Source organism: Pseudosporangium ferrugineum (assembly GCF_003002065.1).
In the GTDB taxonomy this organism is placed as follows: Bacteria; Actinomycetota; Actinomycetes; order Mycobacteriales; family Micromonosporaceae; genus Actinoplanes; species Actinoplanes ferrugineus_A.
The window spans coordinates 38,321-52,375 of record NZ_PVZG01000017.1; the positions used below are offsets into that span (position 1 = coordinate 38,321).

At 71.8% G+C, this 14,055-nt stretch carries 18 protein-coding genes and 1 tRNA gene; 16 read left to right on the forward strand and 3 right to left on the reverse strand.

The window, feature by feature from the left end:
• The first annotated feature begins 253 nt into the window (after nucleotides 1-253).
• The 5 genes from CLV70_RS29560 to CLV70_RS29580 all read left to right on the forward strand — a co-directional run bounded on the left by CLV70_RS29560 (nucleotide 254) and on the right by CLV70_RS29580 (nucleotide 4,538).
• A complete protein-coding gene (locus tag CLV70_RS29560; RefSeq protein ID WP_106129900.1) occupies nucleotides 254-790 on the forward strand; it encodes a hypothetical protein in 537 nt (178 codons plus the stop codon).
• A 285-nt stretch (nucleotides 791-1,075) separates the two neighbouring features.
• Nucleotides 1,076-1,669 carry a hypothetical protein gene (locus CLV70_RS29565; RefSeq protein WP_106129901.1) on the forward strand — a complete coding sequence of 198 codons (594 nt, stop codon included), beginning with the start codon at nucleotides 1,076-1,078 and terminating at the stop codon, nucleotides 1,667-1,669.
• The gene (locus tag CLV70_RS29570; RefSeq protein WP_245908539.1) at nucleotides 1,666-2,121 is read left to right on the forward strand and encodes a hypothetical protein; all 456 of its coding nucleotides are present in this window, start codon (nucleotides 1,666-1,668) and stop codon (nucleotides 2,119-2,121) included. The genes CLV70_RS29565 and CLV70_RS29570 overlap by 4 nt, the downstream gene beginning before the upstream one ends.
• A gap of 36 nt (nucleotides 2,122-2,157) precedes the next feature.
• Nucleotides 2,158-2,526, forward strand: a complete 369-nt coding sequence (locus CLV70_RS29575) for a nucleotide pyrophosphohydrolase (RefSeq protein WP_425440242.1) — start codon at nucleotides 2,158-2,160, stop codon at nucleotides 2,524-2,526.
• A gap of 116 nt (nucleotides 2,527-2,642) precedes the next feature.
• Nucleotides 2,643-4,538 carry a DUF2075 domain-containing protein gene (locus CLV70_RS29580; protein WP_106129902.1) on the forward strand — a complete coding sequence of 632 codons (1,896 nt, stop codon included), beginning with the start codon at nucleotides 2,643-2,645 and terminating at the stop codon, nucleotides 4,536-4,538.
• A 4-nt stretch (nucleotides 4,539-4,542) separates the two neighbouring features.
• Here the strand turns inward: CLV70_RS29580 and CLV70_RS29585 are convergent, their stop codons facing one another.
• Both CLV70_RS29585 and CLV70_RS29590 read right to left on the reverse strand, forming a co-directional pair.
• A complete protein-coding gene (locus CLV70_RS29585; protein WP_106129903.1) occupies nucleotides 4,543-5,301 on the reverse strand; it encodes an ABC transporter permease in 759 nt (252 codons plus the stop codon).
• A complete protein-coding gene (locus CLV70_RS29590) occupies nucleotides 5,298-6,215 on the reverse strand; it encodes an ABC transporter ATP-binding protein (RefSeq protein ID WP_106129904.1) in 918 nt (305 codons plus the stop codon). The genes CLV70_RS29585 and CLV70_RS29590 overlap by 4 nt, the downstream gene beginning before the upstream one ends.
• Before the next feature lie 53 nt (nucleotides 6,216-6,268).
• Here CLV70_RS29590 and CLV70_RS29595 point away from each other — a divergent pair, with 53 nt between their 5' ends.
• The 11 genes from CLV70_RS29595 (at nucleotide 6,269) to CLV70_RS29645 (ending at nucleotide 13,176) form a co-directional block, all read left to right on the forward strand.
• A complete protein-coding gene (locus tag CLV70_RS29595; protein WP_106129905.1) occupies nucleotides 6,269-6,901 on the forward strand; it encodes a TetR/AcrR family transcriptional regulator in 633 nt (210 codons plus the stop codon).
• Between the two features lie 32 nt (nucleotides 6,902-6,933).
• Nucleotides 6,934-7,578, forward strand: a complete 645-nt coding sequence (locus CLV70_RS29600) for a hypothetical protein (RefSeq protein WP_146164202.1) — start codon at nucleotides 6,934-6,936, stop codon at nucleotides 7,576-7,578.
• A 28-nt stretch (nucleotides 7,579-7,606) separates the two neighbouring features.
• Nucleotides 7,607-7,679: transfer RNA gene (locus tag CLV70_RS29605), tRNA-Arg, on the forward strand.
• Nucleotides 7,680-7,762: 83 nt separating this feature from the next.
• Complete coding sequence (locus CLV70_RS29610; RefSeq protein WP_106129907.1) at nucleotides 7,763-8,314, forward strand: RNA polymerase sigma factor; 552 nt, start codon at nucleotides 7,763-7,765, stop codon at nucleotides 8,312-8,314.
• Nucleotides 8,311-9,111: an anti-sigma factor family protein gene (locus CLV70_RS29615; protein ID WP_106129908.1), complete on the forward strand. Its 801-nt coding sequence runs from the start codon at nucleotides 8,311-8,313 to the stop codon at nucleotides 9,109-9,111. The genes CLV70_RS29610 and CLV70_RS29615 overlap by 4 nt, the downstream gene beginning before the upstream one ends.
• Nucleotides 9,112-9,147: 36 nt before the next feature.
• The gene (locus tag CLV70_RS29620) at nucleotides 9,148-9,948 is read left to right on the forward strand and encodes an ABC transporter ATP-binding protein (RefSeq protein ID WP_106129994.1); all 801 of its coding nucleotides are present in this window, start codon (nucleotides 9,148-9,150) and stop codon (nucleotides 9,946-9,948) included.
• Nucleotides 9,945-11,285: a hypothetical protein gene (locus CLV70_RS29625; RefSeq protein ID WP_106129909.1), complete on the forward strand. Its 1,341-nt coding sequence runs from the start codon at nucleotides 9,945-9,947 to the stop codon at nucleotides 11,283-11,285. The genes CLV70_RS29620 and CLV70_RS29625 overlap by 4 nt, the downstream gene beginning before the upstream one ends.
• Nucleotides 11,282-11,884, forward strand: a complete 603-nt coding sequence (locus CLV70_RS29630; RefSeq protein WP_106129910.1) for a hypothetical protein — start codon at nucleotides 11,282-11,284, stop codon at nucleotides 11,882-11,884. Before CLV70_RS29625 ends, CLV70_RS29630 begins: the two co-directional genes overlap by 4 nt.
• A gap of 37 nt (nucleotides 11,885-11,921) precedes the next feature.
• Nucleotides 11,922-12,224: a GNAT family N-acetyltransferase gene (locus tag CLV70_RS29635; RefSeq protein ID WP_106129911.1), complete on the forward strand. Its 303-nt coding sequence runs from the start codon at nucleotides 11,922-11,924 to the stop codon at nucleotides 12,222-12,224.
• A gap of 1 nt (nucleotide 12,225) precedes the next feature.
• The gene (locus CLV70_RS29640) at nucleotides 12,226-12,564 is read left to right on the forward strand and encodes a VOC family protein (RefSeq protein ID WP_106129912.1); all 339 of its coding nucleotides are present in this window, start codon (nucleotides 12,226-12,228) and stop codon (nucleotides 12,562-12,564) included.
• 42 nt (nucleotides 12,565-12,606) lie between these two features.
• Nucleotides 12,607-13,176: a hypothetical protein gene (locus CLV70_RS29645; protein ID WP_106129913.1), complete on the forward strand. Its 570-nt coding sequence runs from the start codon at nucleotides 12,607-12,609 to the stop codon at nucleotides 13,174-13,176.
• Here the strand turns inward: CLV70_RS29645 and CLV70_RS29650 are convergent.
• Nucleotides 13,171-14,046: a LysR family transcriptional regulator gene (locus CLV70_RS29650; protein WP_106129914.1), complete on the reverse strand. Its 876-nt coding sequence runs from the start codon at nucleotides 14,044-14,046 to the stop codon at nucleotides 13,171-13,173. The genes CLV70_RS29645 and CLV70_RS29650 overlap by 6 nt on opposite strands.
• Nucleotides 14,047-14,055 lie beyond the last annotated feature (9 nt).

The following is a 14,055-nucleotide window of genomic DNA, read 5'->3' on the forward strand; positions in this document are numbered from 1 at the left end:
CACCCCGCACCCCTTAAGTCAAGGCGTAAAATAAATGCATGGCTCTTCAGCTACCCGGGCACCGGCCACAGCAGCCTGCCGTCGTACGACCCGCAGGCGGCGGCCCTGCTCACCGAACGGGTCCTCGCCTTCCTCACGGCCGTCTAAGGAACCACCTCCAGAATTCGTGCCACGGTGCGCGCAACACGCACCGTGGCCCGCCGAGGCTCACCAGCATGGCCCGGGTCGCCACCCATCGACCCGGAGGAATCCCGTGCACCCCACCCGCGCCACCGTGCTCACCGGAATCCTGGCGGCCGGCCTGACCCTCACCCAGCAGGCCTGCACCCCGGTCAACCGGCACACCAACCGCCCGGTGGCGTTCACCGTCCCGACCGACCCCCTGACCGGCGCCCGCCGACTGGTCATCAAACCCGCCCCGCCCACCACCACGGTCGTCACGGTCGACACCCGGGGCCGCCTCACCACCACCGACGGCGAACCACCCCTGAGCCTGTTCGTCCTGACCCCGGCCGGCCCCCACCACCTGATCAGGGCGGCGGACGGCACCTGCGCCGAGGTCACCCCCACCCGCACCATCAGAACGGCCCCCTGCGACCCGGCCCGCGACGCCCAACTGTTCACCATCACCCCCCAGAAAACCCCGCCCCAGACGTACGCGATCAGCAACGGCGGCGCGTTCCTCCAGCCCACCCCGACGGGCGAACTGACCCTGGAAACCCCACTGAGGACGACGTACGCCCTCATCGACAACGGCCCCGCCCCGCTCGACCAGCTGAGCGGCCCCTGAGATTCAGCGATATTGCCGACGCTGGGCGGCTCGGATGTTCTCCCGCACGGTCTCCGGGAGTTCCACCACGACGACGGCAACACCCAGATCCTGGAGGGCCGCGGCGGCCCACGATCGGGCGCATAAGTTCCGGGCGCCGCGCGACCTGAGCGGCTGCACCGTCTCCGAGGGTCGCGAGCTTTCCCGGACCTGACAGCTCTTCCAGCCGCCGCCGGGACAGCGCCTGCCCGTCCACCGTCGATATTGTCGTCAGAACTGCGGTGGACGTGCGGACGGCGGGCGAGCGTGGCCAAACCTCGGAACCACCCCTCGGGCGGCGACGGTCCGGCGCGGCGGCCGTCCGCTGCCGACGGCGGTGATGCGCGGAGCGTCGCCGCGGCCCACGAGCAGATCGGCGAGGCTTCCCGGTCGGGCCGGGCAGGCGGTGGTTCCTCTTCCACGGGCGCGGGGCAGGTACAGGGCCCGGCGGCGACGATTCCGCTGAGGCCGCCGAACAGCCGGCACAACCTCGACAGCATCCGGCCGAAGAATCCCGCCAAGGACAGGAACACCGTCGTGCTGCCCGGCACGGACGTGGCGGGCGATCTGGCGGACATCTCCGCCGGTCGCGGCACGTGGCGGCCGGAGGTGAACCGCTACGAGGTCAATGGCCGCACGTACGCGGTGGAAGCGAGCGGCACGGTCTTTCCGGTGTCCGGGCCCGGTCTCGTGAATCTGTCGCGGTCCGAATATAAGGTTCTGAGGCAGCTGATCGGATCCGACGGCGACATCGGCGCGGCGCGGGAGGCCTTGCGGCGCGATCCGAGCGTCGGCGACGCCGACTGGCGCCCAGCGCTCGACGTCTTCCGGCATCACAAGAGCTACAAGGGCGGGGCATGACGTACGGGATCTACTTCGACGGCTCCGTGTCCGCGGATGCGATACGTCAGGCGCTGCACGCGGTCTACAACGTGCCCGCCGACCTCGTGTACGCCGGGCCGCCCGAGGCCCTCAACGATCATCCCGGTCCGGACCCGGTGGCCCTGATCACGCCCGCCGGCGGTCAGTTCGCCCACGAGTTCAGCGCGGGCGACGGGTTGCGTGAGCTGACCGGCGCGACGGAGCTCGAACTCGCCCAGGGGATCTGCCGGGTCGCGCGCACCCGGGCGCTGCTGGACGACGGCAGCCCGGCCCCCGACTACTGGCTGCTGGTCGCGTCGGACGGCAGCTACGGTCGCGTGCAGACCGACCCGGACAGCGACGAGCTGACCGTTCTGTACGCCCTGGAACCCATCATCGGCGAGCCCGGCCTGCGGGTGGTGCCGCCACCCGACTGGGCGAAGACCTGGTGACCCGCACGCCCCCTTCGACGTGAGGTGGAGAAACAGTTGTCCTCGATCGCGGAGTTGACCGAACGCGTGCGGGAGTTCGCGCGGGAGCGGGATTGGGAGCAGTTCCACACGCCGAAGAATTTGGCTATGGCGTTGGCCGGGGAGGTGGGTGAGCTGCTCGCCGAGTTGCAGTGGCTCACGCCCGAGGAGTCGGCCGCGGTCATGGCCGATCCGGAGTTGGGGCCTCGGGTGCGCGCCGAGATCGGTGACGTCGCCATCTACCTGGCGCGGCTGGCCGACGTTCTCGGCATCGACCTGGTGCGGGCCGCCCTCGACAAGCTCGACGACTCGGCCCGCCGCTACACGGTGGAGGCCGCCCGCGGGTCGGCCTCGAAGATCGGCGGCGGTCACCCACCCGGCGCATAGCCACACGATCACCGTGTCGCTACAGTCTGCGTTGTCCGTAAGCGGTCCGACAGGCTTCCTGTAACCGGATATGCCTCCCATCCGCACGATCGATTCGTGCTGCCCGGGGGCAATCCATGTCGGCGTTCCGCGTTTCCGCGGCCGGTCTTCTCCGCCTCGCCACCGACGGCACCCTGGCCGACCGCGTCGCCGAACAGGTCTGGATGAGCGGGCACGGCGTGGGTCCGGCCGAACGCAGATCCTGGTCGCGGAGCCTGTCCGTGCTCGCCCAGGATCTGGCCGACGCCAGTCTTCCGGACGTCGAGGTTCTGGTCGAGTACCAGTTGCCGCTGACCAGCCGGCGCATCGACGCGGTGCTGGCGGGAGTCCACCCGCGGACCGGCGAGGATTCCTTCGTCGTCATCGAGCTCAAGCAGTGGTCGTACGCCACCCGGTACGAGGACTCCGACACGCTCGTGGACGTGGAACACGCCGCCGGTCCTCGGCTGCACCCGGGGATTCAGGTGGGCGACTACTGCCAGTACCTCATCGATTTTCTGGGACTGCTCGCCGAGCATCGCACCGGTGTGCGGGGAGCCGCCTACCTGCACAACGCGGTCGACCGGGACATCGCGGAGCTGTTCGCACGTCCGGTCACCGAGCAGAGCCGGATCTTCACCAAGGAACGCCGCGGCGATTTCCTGGACTACCTGCGGGCCTCGTTCGACCCGGGCAGGCCGGGGGCGCCCGCCGCGGACCGGTTCATGAAGAGCACCGTACGCCCGAGCCGGCACCTGCTCACGTACGCCGCGAGCGAGCTGAGGGAGCGTTCCCATTTCACCCTGCTCGACGAGCAGCGGGTGGCGTACGAGCTGGTCCTGCACGCCGTGGAACGCGCTCGCGCCGCCGACCACAAGAGCGTGGTCGTGGTTTCCGGGGGACCGGGCAGCGGCAAGAGCGTCATCGCGTTGAGCTTGCTCGGCGAGCTCGCCCGGCAGGGCCGGTCCGCCCTGCACGCCACCGGGTCGAAGTCGTTCACCCAGACCCTGCGCCGGTACGCGGGCAAGGGCTCGACCCGGCTGAAGAGCCTGTTCCTGTACTTCAACAGCTTCATGACCGCCGACCGCAACGGCATCGACGTGCTCATCTGCGACGAGGCGCACCGGATCCGCGAGACGTCCGTCAACCGGTTCACCCGTGCCGCCCAGCGCCAGGGCGCCCGTTCCCAGCTCGAGGAACTCCTCGCCGCCGCCCGGGTCCCCGTCTTCCTCCTCGACGAACACCAGGTGGTCAAGCCCGGTGAGCTCGGCAACGTCGACATCATCACCGCGTACGCGAAGAAGTTGAATCTCGAGGTCGACGTGGTCTCGCTGCACGACCAGTTCCGGTGCGGCGGCAGCGAAGCCTACGAGCGGTGGGTTCTGCGCCTCCTCGGCCTCGACGGCGGACCGCCCGGGGTGTGGGAGGGCGACGGCCGGTTCGACCTGCGGGTCGCCGGGTCGCCGGAGGAGATGGAGGCCTTTCTCGCCGCCCGGCAGGCGGCCGGCGAGACGGCCAGGATGACCGCGGGTTACTGCTGGCCGTGGAGCGATCCCCGGCCCGACGGCTCGCTGGTCCATGACGTGCGGGTCGGCGGCTGGTCGCGGCCGTGGAACGTCAGGAGCGACCGCAGCGTGGGCGACGCGCCGGGCAGTCCCTTCTGGGCGACCGATCCGAACGGCTTCGGGCAGGTCGGCTGCGTCTACACCGCCCAGGGCTTCGAGTACGAATGGTCGGGCGTCATCGTCGGGCCGGACCTGGTCGCCCGCGACGGCCGGCTCGTCACCAACCGCGACGAGTTCAAGGATCCCAACTTCCGCAGCCGCAGGACAGTCAGTGACGCCGAGGCCGATCGGCTCATCCGTAACACGTACAAGGTGCTGATGACCCGGGGCATGCGCGGCACCGTGCTCTATGCGGTCGATCCCGGGACCCGCGATTTTCTGGCGAATCTGGTCCGCGTCCAGCGTGGTCCGGAGACGGTCTACCGGTAGGACCTCAGATATCGCGTACGCGGAAAGCCAGGTGGCTCGCCGCGGCGATGCAGAGCGCCGTGAGGGTCAGGACCGCCAGCCCGGTTCCCGGGGCGATCATGCCTTCGGTGCGGATGACGGCGTACGCGGCCTGGCCCGCCGTGTTGGGCCAGTAGTCGCCGAACCAGTCGCCGAGCCCGCCCGGCAGGCCCGGGGCGATGGCCGGTACGAGCAGCAGGCCGCCTACCAGGACCGCGAGGCTGCCGGTGGTGGAGCGGGTCAGGGTGCCGACGGCGACTCCGATCAGGGCGATCAGCGTGAGGTACAGGGTGGCCGAGGTCAGGGCTCGCGGGACGCCCGGGTCGGTGAGGCCCGCCGACGGCAGGTCCGCGCCCGCGAAGAGGGCCTGGACCACCGTGAAGCTCAGCAGCGCCGTGACCAGGCTCGTCACCAGGGCTATCGCGGTGATGACGGTGGCTTTGGCGGCGAGGAGGCGGGAGCGGGCGGGCACGTGGGACAGGCTGGTGCCGATCATGCCGGTGGCGTATTCGGGGGTGATGCTGAGGGCGCCGAGCATGCCGATGAGGAGTTGGGCGAAGAGGAAGCCCTTGAGGCTGGTCGCCGTCGGGTCCCACGGGTCGGGGAGGTCGGCGGGGGAGCCGCCGAGGAGGTCGGAGACGCCGAGGGCGCTGAGGGCCGTGCCGGCCGCCACGGTGCTCAGGATGGTGATCCAGATGCTGCGTACGCTGCGGAGTTTGGTCCATTCGGAGCGCAGGATCCTCATGCCGCCCGCCCTTCGTAGTCGGTGTCGTCGTGGGTGAAACGCAGGAACACGTCCTCGAGGGATTCGCGTACGCGGGTCAGTTCGTCGAGCGGGATGCCCTCGGCGGCGGCGATCCTGCCGACCGTGCCGGATTCGGTGCCGGTGACCAGCAGCGAGGCGTCGGGGGCGCGCTCGAAGGGCACGCCGGCCCGGTGCAGGGCGTGGGAGAGCAGGTCCGGCTGCTCTGTGCGTACGGTGACGGCCTGGGTCGTGTTCGCCCGCACGAATTCGGCCAGGGTCGATTCGGCGAGCAGCCGGCCGTGGCCCACGACGATGAGGTTGTCCGCGGTCAGCTCCATCTCCGACATGAGGTGGCTGGAGAAGAGGATCGTGCGGCCTTCGCCGGCGAGGTCCCGCATCAGCGTGCGCATCCAGCGGATGCCTTCCGGGTCCAGGCCGTTGAGGGGTTCGTCGAGCACGAGGACGCCCGGATCGCCGAGCAGCGCCGTGGCTATGCCGAGTCGCTGGTGCATGCCCAGGGAGAATTCGTCCGCCCGGCGGCCGGCGGCGTCCGCGAGCCCCACCAGTTCGAGGACCTCGGCGACCCGGGCGCGGCCGAGGCCTGCCGTCTGCGCGTACGCGAGCAGGTGGTCGGACGCGGTGCGCAGCGGGTGGACGGCGCGCGCGTCGAGGAGGGCGCCGACCGTGTGCGCCGGGTCGTCGAGGTCGGTGATGTGCCGGCCGCCGATCGTGATCGTGCCGCGGGTGGGCCTGGTCAGGCCGAGCAGCATGCGCATCGTGGTGCTCTTGCCGGCGCCGTTCGGCCCCAGGAAGCCGGTGACGAGTCCCGGTCGCACCGTGAAGGACAGGTCGTCGACCGCGACCCGGTGGCCGTACCTCTTGGTCAGCCCGCGTGCTCGAATTCCGGTGTCCATGAAAAGTACACTACACCGTGCAGTCTAACTTTGCCCTCCAGTATGCTGTGGCCATGGCGACAGCAGCGGAGGAGCAGACCCCCGGCCGCCGCCGGCGCTCCGAAGGCAAGCGGGCCGCGATCCTGGCGGCGGCCGAGGCCCTCTTCGTCACCGACGGCTACGAACGGGTCAGCGTGGACGCCATCGCGGCCCGGGCGCAGGTCTCGAAACGGACCGTGTACGACCACTTCGGCGACAAGCAGGCGCTGTTCCTGCGCGTGCTCGAACGGGTCGGCGACGCCCTGGTGGCCACCATCCGTACGGCCCTGGACGAGGAGCTGACGGCGGGCCGGGAGCCCCGCGACGCGCTGACCGCCTTCGCGCGACGGGTCGCCACCGAGACGTTCCCGTCCTCGGACTACGTGACCTATCAGCGGCTGACGTCCCGCCAGTGGGCGCTTCCGCAGCTGCCCGAGCCGGTGCGCGACCGCCCCGAACTGCTCCTCGAGGAACGGTTCGCGAAGCTCGCGGCGGAGGGCGTCATCGCGACGTCGGACCCGGGCACGGCGGCGAGGCATTTCACCGCCCTGACGATCCGCCTGGCACTCGACGCCCTCAATGCCAACCCCGGTGCGCGCGTACGGGAAGAGGCGATCCTGAAGATCATCGCCGACGGCGTGGACGCGTTCCTCCGGGCGTACCGGTGATCCCCGCCGCCCGGGCGCTCCTAGTCCTCCTGATGATCGCGCTCGTCGTGGCCTTCAAGCCGCTCAACGACGGCTTCTACAGCTTCTGGATCTACGACGACCCGCAGACGCCCGAACAGCTGCGCGAGGCCGGCATGACGACGTGGGCCTTCCGGTACACCTCGGGCGTCCTCTGCGGACAGTTCCTGTCGTTCGCGTCGGGGCTCTTCCTCGGTGGCCGCCGCCGCTGGAGCGCCCCCGCCCTGGCGGCGGTGCTGGCGCTGGTCACGGTCGCGGTGGCTATCCCGCTGGCCCGGTCCTCCGCCTTCGCACCCCCGCCGGTGCCGGCGAAACTGCTGGTGGTGGAGCTGCTCGCGTACCCGCTCTGGGCGATCGTGGGCCTGGGCGTGGCGGCGTGGCTCGCGGGCCGCCGCGACCGTGGCGGCGTGATCGCCCTGATGGTGCTGGTGTGGTGGCTGTCGGGGCTGGCGGGCCTGCTCTTCAGCGGCACGCCGACCTGGCTCCTGCCGCTGTTCCCACCGCTGGCGGCCGGAGCGGCGATCACCCGGACCGGCGTCGCACCCGGCTGGCCGGCCGACGCGGCGCTCCTCGCCCTTCTGACTGGCCTCATCCTCTGCGCCCTTCTCGCCTGGCGGGCTGCCCGCGCGGGCAACGGTGCGCGGCCGGTCCGGGCCTGATGGCGCACACTGGTAGCCTGCCCCTAACGGCCTAGTAGCTCAGGGGATAGAGCACCGCTCTCCTAAAGCGGGTGTCGCGCGTTCGAATCGCGCCTGGGCCACCGAAGAGGCCTTCCCCGCCGTTTGTGACTCATGTCACAGGCGGGGAAGAACCCGAAGCGATCAAGGTTTCGTCTTGCTGGGTGTGAAACGAAGCCTGGACGCGGCCGACGAGGACGAACTCGTGCGCCGCACCGCCGCCGGTGACCGGCGCGCGTTCGACGAGCTGTATCGGCGTACGTCGCCGTGGCTGCTCGCTCGGTTGCGCCGCCGGTGTGCCGATGACGACGTGGTCTCCGACGTGATGCAGGAGACGTACCTGGCCGTCTGGCGGGCCGCGGGGACCTTCGCCGGTTCCGCCACCTCGGGCAAGGCCGTCGGCTGGCTCTGGACCATCGCCGCCCATCGGCTCGTGGACGCGTTCCGCCGCCGGGCCCGGCAGAGTCAGGTGCCGACGGTGACCGTCGTCGACACCGTCGCGCCGGCCGCCGAGGACGAGGTCATGGCCGTGCACGTGGGTCAGGAACTGGAACAGGCCCTGCTCGTGCTCCCGGCGGAGGCGCGGCAGGTGCTCCGGGCAATGGTGCTCGACGGGTTGTCGGTGCGGGAGACCTCGCTGCTGCTGGGGGTGCCCGAGAGCACCGTGAAATCCCGGGCCCGGCGGGCCCGGATCGCACTTCGGGAGGCGCTGTCATGAGCCCGCATCCGACTCCTGCGGTCATCGCCCGCTATGCCGACTGGGCGGCGGAGCTCGACGAGGTCACGGCGTGGTCGGTCGAGGTGCATCTCGAGGACTGCGCGGAGTGCCGTTCCCGGGTGGCCGACCGGACCACCGACGACAGCCACGCCCTGCTCGCCCGGGTCGCCGCGGGCCTCGACGAGGGCATCTCCGCCGGACCGGCCCCGGTGCGGCGGCGGCGCTGGCTGATGGCGGGCAACCGCTGGATGGCCTGGCACCTCGTCCCCTGGCTCATCATGACGGTGGGGGCGCTGGGCTGCGCGGTCCTGCTGGACACGCTCCAGTCCTTTCTGCCCTCGGTGGTGGCGCTGCTCGCCCCGCTGGCGCCCCTGCCCGGAGTGGCGATCGCCTGGAGCAAGCGCCACGATCCGGCCTGGGAGCTCATCGCCGGCATGCCGGCGGCGGGGCTGACGATGCTGCTCCGGCGTGCGGCCGCGGTGCTGGTCGTGGTCGTACCGGCGCTCGCGCTGGCGAGTACGCGTACCGGAATCTCCCTCGCTCTGACGCTGCTGCCCAGCCTGGCCTTCACGGCCGGGACCATCGCCCTGGGTGCCTTCATCGGCGTGCGACGCGCCGCTCTCGTGCTCGGCACCGCCTGGGCCGCCTTCGTGGTGACGCCCGCGGTGATCACCACCGACCTGCCGGTCTTCCTGCACCAGGGCAGCCTGCCCGGGTGGGCCCTGCTCACCGTCGCTCTGGCCGGCTTCGCCGCGGCTCGGGCCGGCGACTTCCGCCGGCTGTCCAGCCACAACTGATCGTCCGGGCTGCTGCCCGTTCTCGGAGGAATGATGATGCGTACGGTAAGCGCGGCCGAAACGGCCCCGACGACCTATCCCTGGGCGGTCCATGCCGAGGGCCTGCAGGTGAAGGCCGGCCGATACCTGGCCGTCAACGGGCTCGATCTCGCCCTCGGCACCGGCGTCCACGGCCTGCTCGGCCCGAACGGCGCGGGCAAGACCACGCTGATGCGGGGCCTCGCCACCGTGATCAAGCCGGCCGGTGGGCAGCTGACCCTGCTCGGCGAGCGGGTGGGTGACCGGGCCGACCTGCGCCAGGTGCGCCGCGGCCTGGGCTACCTGCCGCAGCAGTTCGGCTTCTACCCGCGGTTCACGGTGCGGGAGTTCGTCGAGTACATGGCGTGGCTCAAGGAGATGCCGAAGAGCCTGGTGGGCGGCGCGGTGCAGCGGGCGATCGACCGGGTCGGCCTCACGGCCAAGGCGGACGCCCGGATGAAGACCCTGTCCGGCGGCATGCTGCGCCGGGCCGGCATCGCCCAGGCGATCGTCAACGACCCGGCGGTGCTGCTGCTGGACGAGCCCACCGTCGGCCTCGACCCGGAACAGCGCCTGGACTTCCGCGAGCTGCTGCGCGACCTGGGCGTGGACAGCTGCGTCCTGGTCTCCACGCATCTGGTCGAGGACGTGGTGGCCGCGTGCACCGACGTGGTGCTGATGAACGAGGGCAAGCTGGTCTACCAGGGCACCCCGGACGATCTGACCAGGCAGGGCGGCCAGGGCGACGCGGGCGACAGCCCGGCCGAGCGGGGCTACTCGGCACTGCTGCGCCGGCACCGGGCGGGGGAGGGCCGATGAGCCGCATCCTGGGCATCGAACTGCGCCGCTCCGCCGCGCTCGGCGCCGGTCTGGCCACCATGCTGATCGGCACCCTCCTGCTCTTCTTCGCCGAGGAGATCGAGTTCGAGGCCGGATGGCTGCAACTGGCCATGAGCCAGCGGCTCTACCTGGGGCTGCTGTGGCCGCTGGCGCTCGCCGCCGGCGCGTGGCAGGCCCGCCGGGAGGACCGGGCGAAGGTCGCCGAGCTGTTCGCCAGCACCCCCCGGCCGCGGGCGCAGCGTTCGGCGCCGACGCTGGCCGCGCTCGCCATCGGCGTGGTGTGCGGCTACCTGCTGATGGGCGTCGCCGGCGGTGCCTGGATCATCGGCACCGCCCGCTACCTGCCCATGTCGGTCTTCGCCGTCACCGCCGTCGGCCTCCTGTCGCTGATCGGGGCCGTCTGGGTCGGGCTCGGGATCGGCCGCATGGTGCCGTCGCCGGCGACCGCCCCGGCGCTGGGCGTGGCGGGTCTGGCGCTGCTGCTGACGATTCCCATGATGCTGCGGCTGCCCTTCCTTCCGCAGCACCAGGGGTGGATCGCGACGGTGCTCTCGCCGATCTACGAGATGAACATGCCCACGGACTACCAGGCCGTTCCCGGCCGGGCCAGCGCGGCCCAGGCCATCTGGCTGATCGGCCTGGCGCTCGCCGGGCTGATGCTCGTCACCTTGAGCAGCCGGGCCGCCCGGGTGGCCGCGCTGCTGCCGTTGGTGCTCGGCGGTGCCCTGGCCATGACGGTCATGCCGCACACGGACCGGGTCATCAGCCGGGCGACCGACCCGGTGGCCAAGGAGCTGGTCTGCGCCGAGGACGCACCCCAGGTCTGCGTGAGCCGGATCCACTCGGGGTTGCTGTCCGAGGTGACCCCGGCGGCGAAGGAGGCACTGACGGTGCTGGCGAAGCTGCCGGACGCGCCGACCCGCGTGCACGACGACACCAGCACGTACCTGCCGGACGTCTATCCGCAGTGGAACAAGGACACCGTCCTGTTCACCCTCGAGGTCGGGAACGACGGCCACGTGCGGGACAAGGAGAACCTGGCGGCGAGCATCGTCGCCGAGGCGTTCTCGGGTCCCCCCGGGTGCGAGAAGAACCCGATCGGGGTGGAGCGGATGGCCGCCGCGTACTGGCTGATCGGACGCGAGCCGGTGGAGCCCGACAGCGACTACGTCGACTACGTCGCCGAGGCCAAGGAGCTGTGGCGGGACCTGGGTCAGCTCCCCCGTGCCGAGGCGGACAAGCGGGTGGCGGCGTTGCACAAGGCGGCGCAGAAGTGCGCGGTCGGCGAGAACTCCCTCTCCACGGGCAAGCCATGAGGTGGCTGGAGCTGTACCTGCGTTCCCGGCGGGCCCCGATGGCGATGGCCGCGACCGGTGGCTGCGGGGTGCTCATGTGGGCGCTGTGGTCGATCTTCTCCGACGCCCGCGAGGCGGGCTTCCAGATGGTCGTCCTGACGGTGCTGCTGCTGGTCATCCCGGTGACCCCCACCCTGGCGGGCCCGGACGACGCGCTGGAGAGCACGGCCGCCCTGCGGTGGCCGCCGCGCCGGCTGGCGCACCTGCTGGGCGCGTTCCTGCTCATCACGGTGCTGCCGCTGCTCAGCCTGGCGACGGGGGCCCACTTCGGCCCGGGCGAGATGGTGATCCGCGACGCGGGCGGGCTGCTGGGCCTGACCGCCCTGGGCGTCGCGACGATCGGCGCGGCCCGCGCCTGGTTCCTGCCGCTGGGCTGGACGATGGCCGCCGTCCTGTTCCCGCAGGACGGGGCGCTCGGCGAGGCGCTGACCTGGCAGTCCCAGGCGCCGCAGAGCAAGGCCTCGGCGGTGATGGCCGGGGTGCTGGCCCTGGCCGGGCTGATCGCGTACGGGCTGGCCGGACCGGCCCGGAAGGCCCCGGCGGAAGCCGCCCAGCTGTAGACCGGCCACGACCGGCCGGCCGTGGTTGGATGGTGGGGTGGAGTTCGCGGTTACCGACGTCCCCGAGCGGGAGCGGTTCGAAGCAAGGGACGAGACCGGCGAACTGGCCGGCGTTCTCACCTACCAGCTGACCGGCACCGTCGTCGCCTACACGCACACCAGGGTCGAGCCCGCCTTCGAGGGTAAGGGGGCGGGCTCGGCGCTTGCCCGTGCCGCCATGGACGACGCGCGGGACAGGGGCCGGACGGTGGTGCCGATCTGCCCGTTCGTCAGCGGGTGGCTCGACAAGCACCCGGCGTACGAGCCGCTCGTGGCCCGGTCGACGCGGAAGATCAAGTGACGTGCCGACCTACGTGAAGAGCGTGACGTTCGACTGCCGGGACGCCCTGGTCGTGGCCGAGTTCTGGGCCGCGGCGCTGGGCGGTGAGGTGGACGAGGAGTCCACCCCCGAGAAGGCGTTCGTCGAGGCGCCCGGGTGGGGCGGGCCGAACCTGTGGTTCCAGCGCGTCCCGGAGCCCCGTACGGCGAAGAACCGCATGCATTTCGATCTGCGGGCCCCGGGCACGGTCGAGGACGAGGTGGCCCGGCTGGCCGCGCTGGGCGCCACCGTCGCCGAGCGGCACGGCGAACTCACCGTCATGCAGGATCCCGAGGGGAACGAATTCTGTGTGGAGGCGTAGGCCGCACCATCACCGAACGGTTGCCGCCGCGTTTGACGGGCCATGAGCCTCATCGACCTGGACCGGCCCGCCACCGTACGGTCGAAGCCTCCCCGCCGGCGCGCCGGCACCGTGGCGGCCGGGGTCGCGCTGCTCGCGGTGGGCGCCCTTCTGGGCAGCGCGGCGACGTCCGTGTGGGTCCGGTCGAAGGCGGACCGGGCGCGCGAGAGCGAGGTGTCCGTGGTGGTTCTCGCCGACACCGGGCCGGAGGCCAACGACGCCGGCGTGGGCGGGGTCGTCACCGGTGGCCGGGTGGTGAACGCGTCGCTGACCCGCGGGATCACGCTGGTCAACGCGGGTCCGTTGCCGGTGAACGTGCACCGGATGAGCTTCGTGCGGGACGGGCTCAGCGTCCGGTCCGACGAGAAGCAGCGGTGGATCGGCCCCGGGCGGTCGGTGCACGCCGACGCCGACATCCGGGTCCGGTGCGCCGGCGGGCTGCCCATCGGGCGGCTGTCGGTCGAGCTGGCCGTGCGCACGAACGACGAGCAGGAACGCACGACCGTCGCGGTGCTGGACGGCACCAGGTGGAACGACCAGGTGAAGGCCGCCTGCGACGGCGCCCTGCTATAGCCCGAACGCGCGGCGGCAATGCGGCAGCAGCGCGCGCAGCACCGTGCTCTCCTCCTTGCGCCAGACCAGGGCGAGCAGCGCGGAGAGCCCCACGCCGGAGACCGGGACCGCGGTGAGGTCCGGGTGCTCGCCGGCCATGGAGGCGCTCAGCACCGCCACCCCGAGCCCGCGGGCGGCGAGGCCGGCGACCGCGCCCGGCGCCGTCGCCTGCAACGCGACCTTCGGCCGCAGCCCCTGAGCGGCGCAGGCCTGGTCGAGCACGCCACGGATCCCGGTGCCCGGGGGCAGGCAGACCATCGGGTACGCGCACAGCCCCCGCAACGTCACCTCGCCCCGCGCCGCCAGGGCATGCCCCGCGGGCACCAGCGCGACCAGCCCCTCGCTGACGATGGTGAGCGAGGACAGGTCCCCGGGCAGCCCGCCGGCCGCCCCGACCAGGGCGAGGTCGACGTGGCCGCCGCGCACGTCCTCCATCAGGACGTCGGAGTTCGCCTCGCTGAGCGCCACCTCGATCCGCGGGAACGCCCGGTGGAACGACGCCAGCGCCACGAACAGCGGCGTGACCGTGCAACCGGTGACCATGCCGAGCCGGAGCCGGCCGCGGACCAGGCCGGTGACCTCGTCGGCGGCCCGGCGTACCGCCTCGGCGGCGGCGAGGGCCTGCCGGGCGTGCGGGAGCGCGGCGGCGCCCGCGGCGGTGAGCCGGACCATCCGCGAGGAGCGGTCGAACAGGTCGGCGCCGAGTTCCTTCTCGAACTGCCTGATCTGGGCGCTGACCCCGGACTGGGTGATGTGCACGCGCTCGGCGGCCTTGGTGAAGTTGGCTTCCTCGGCCACGGCGACGAAGTATTCGAGCTGCCGCAGGTCCATGAGCACCGA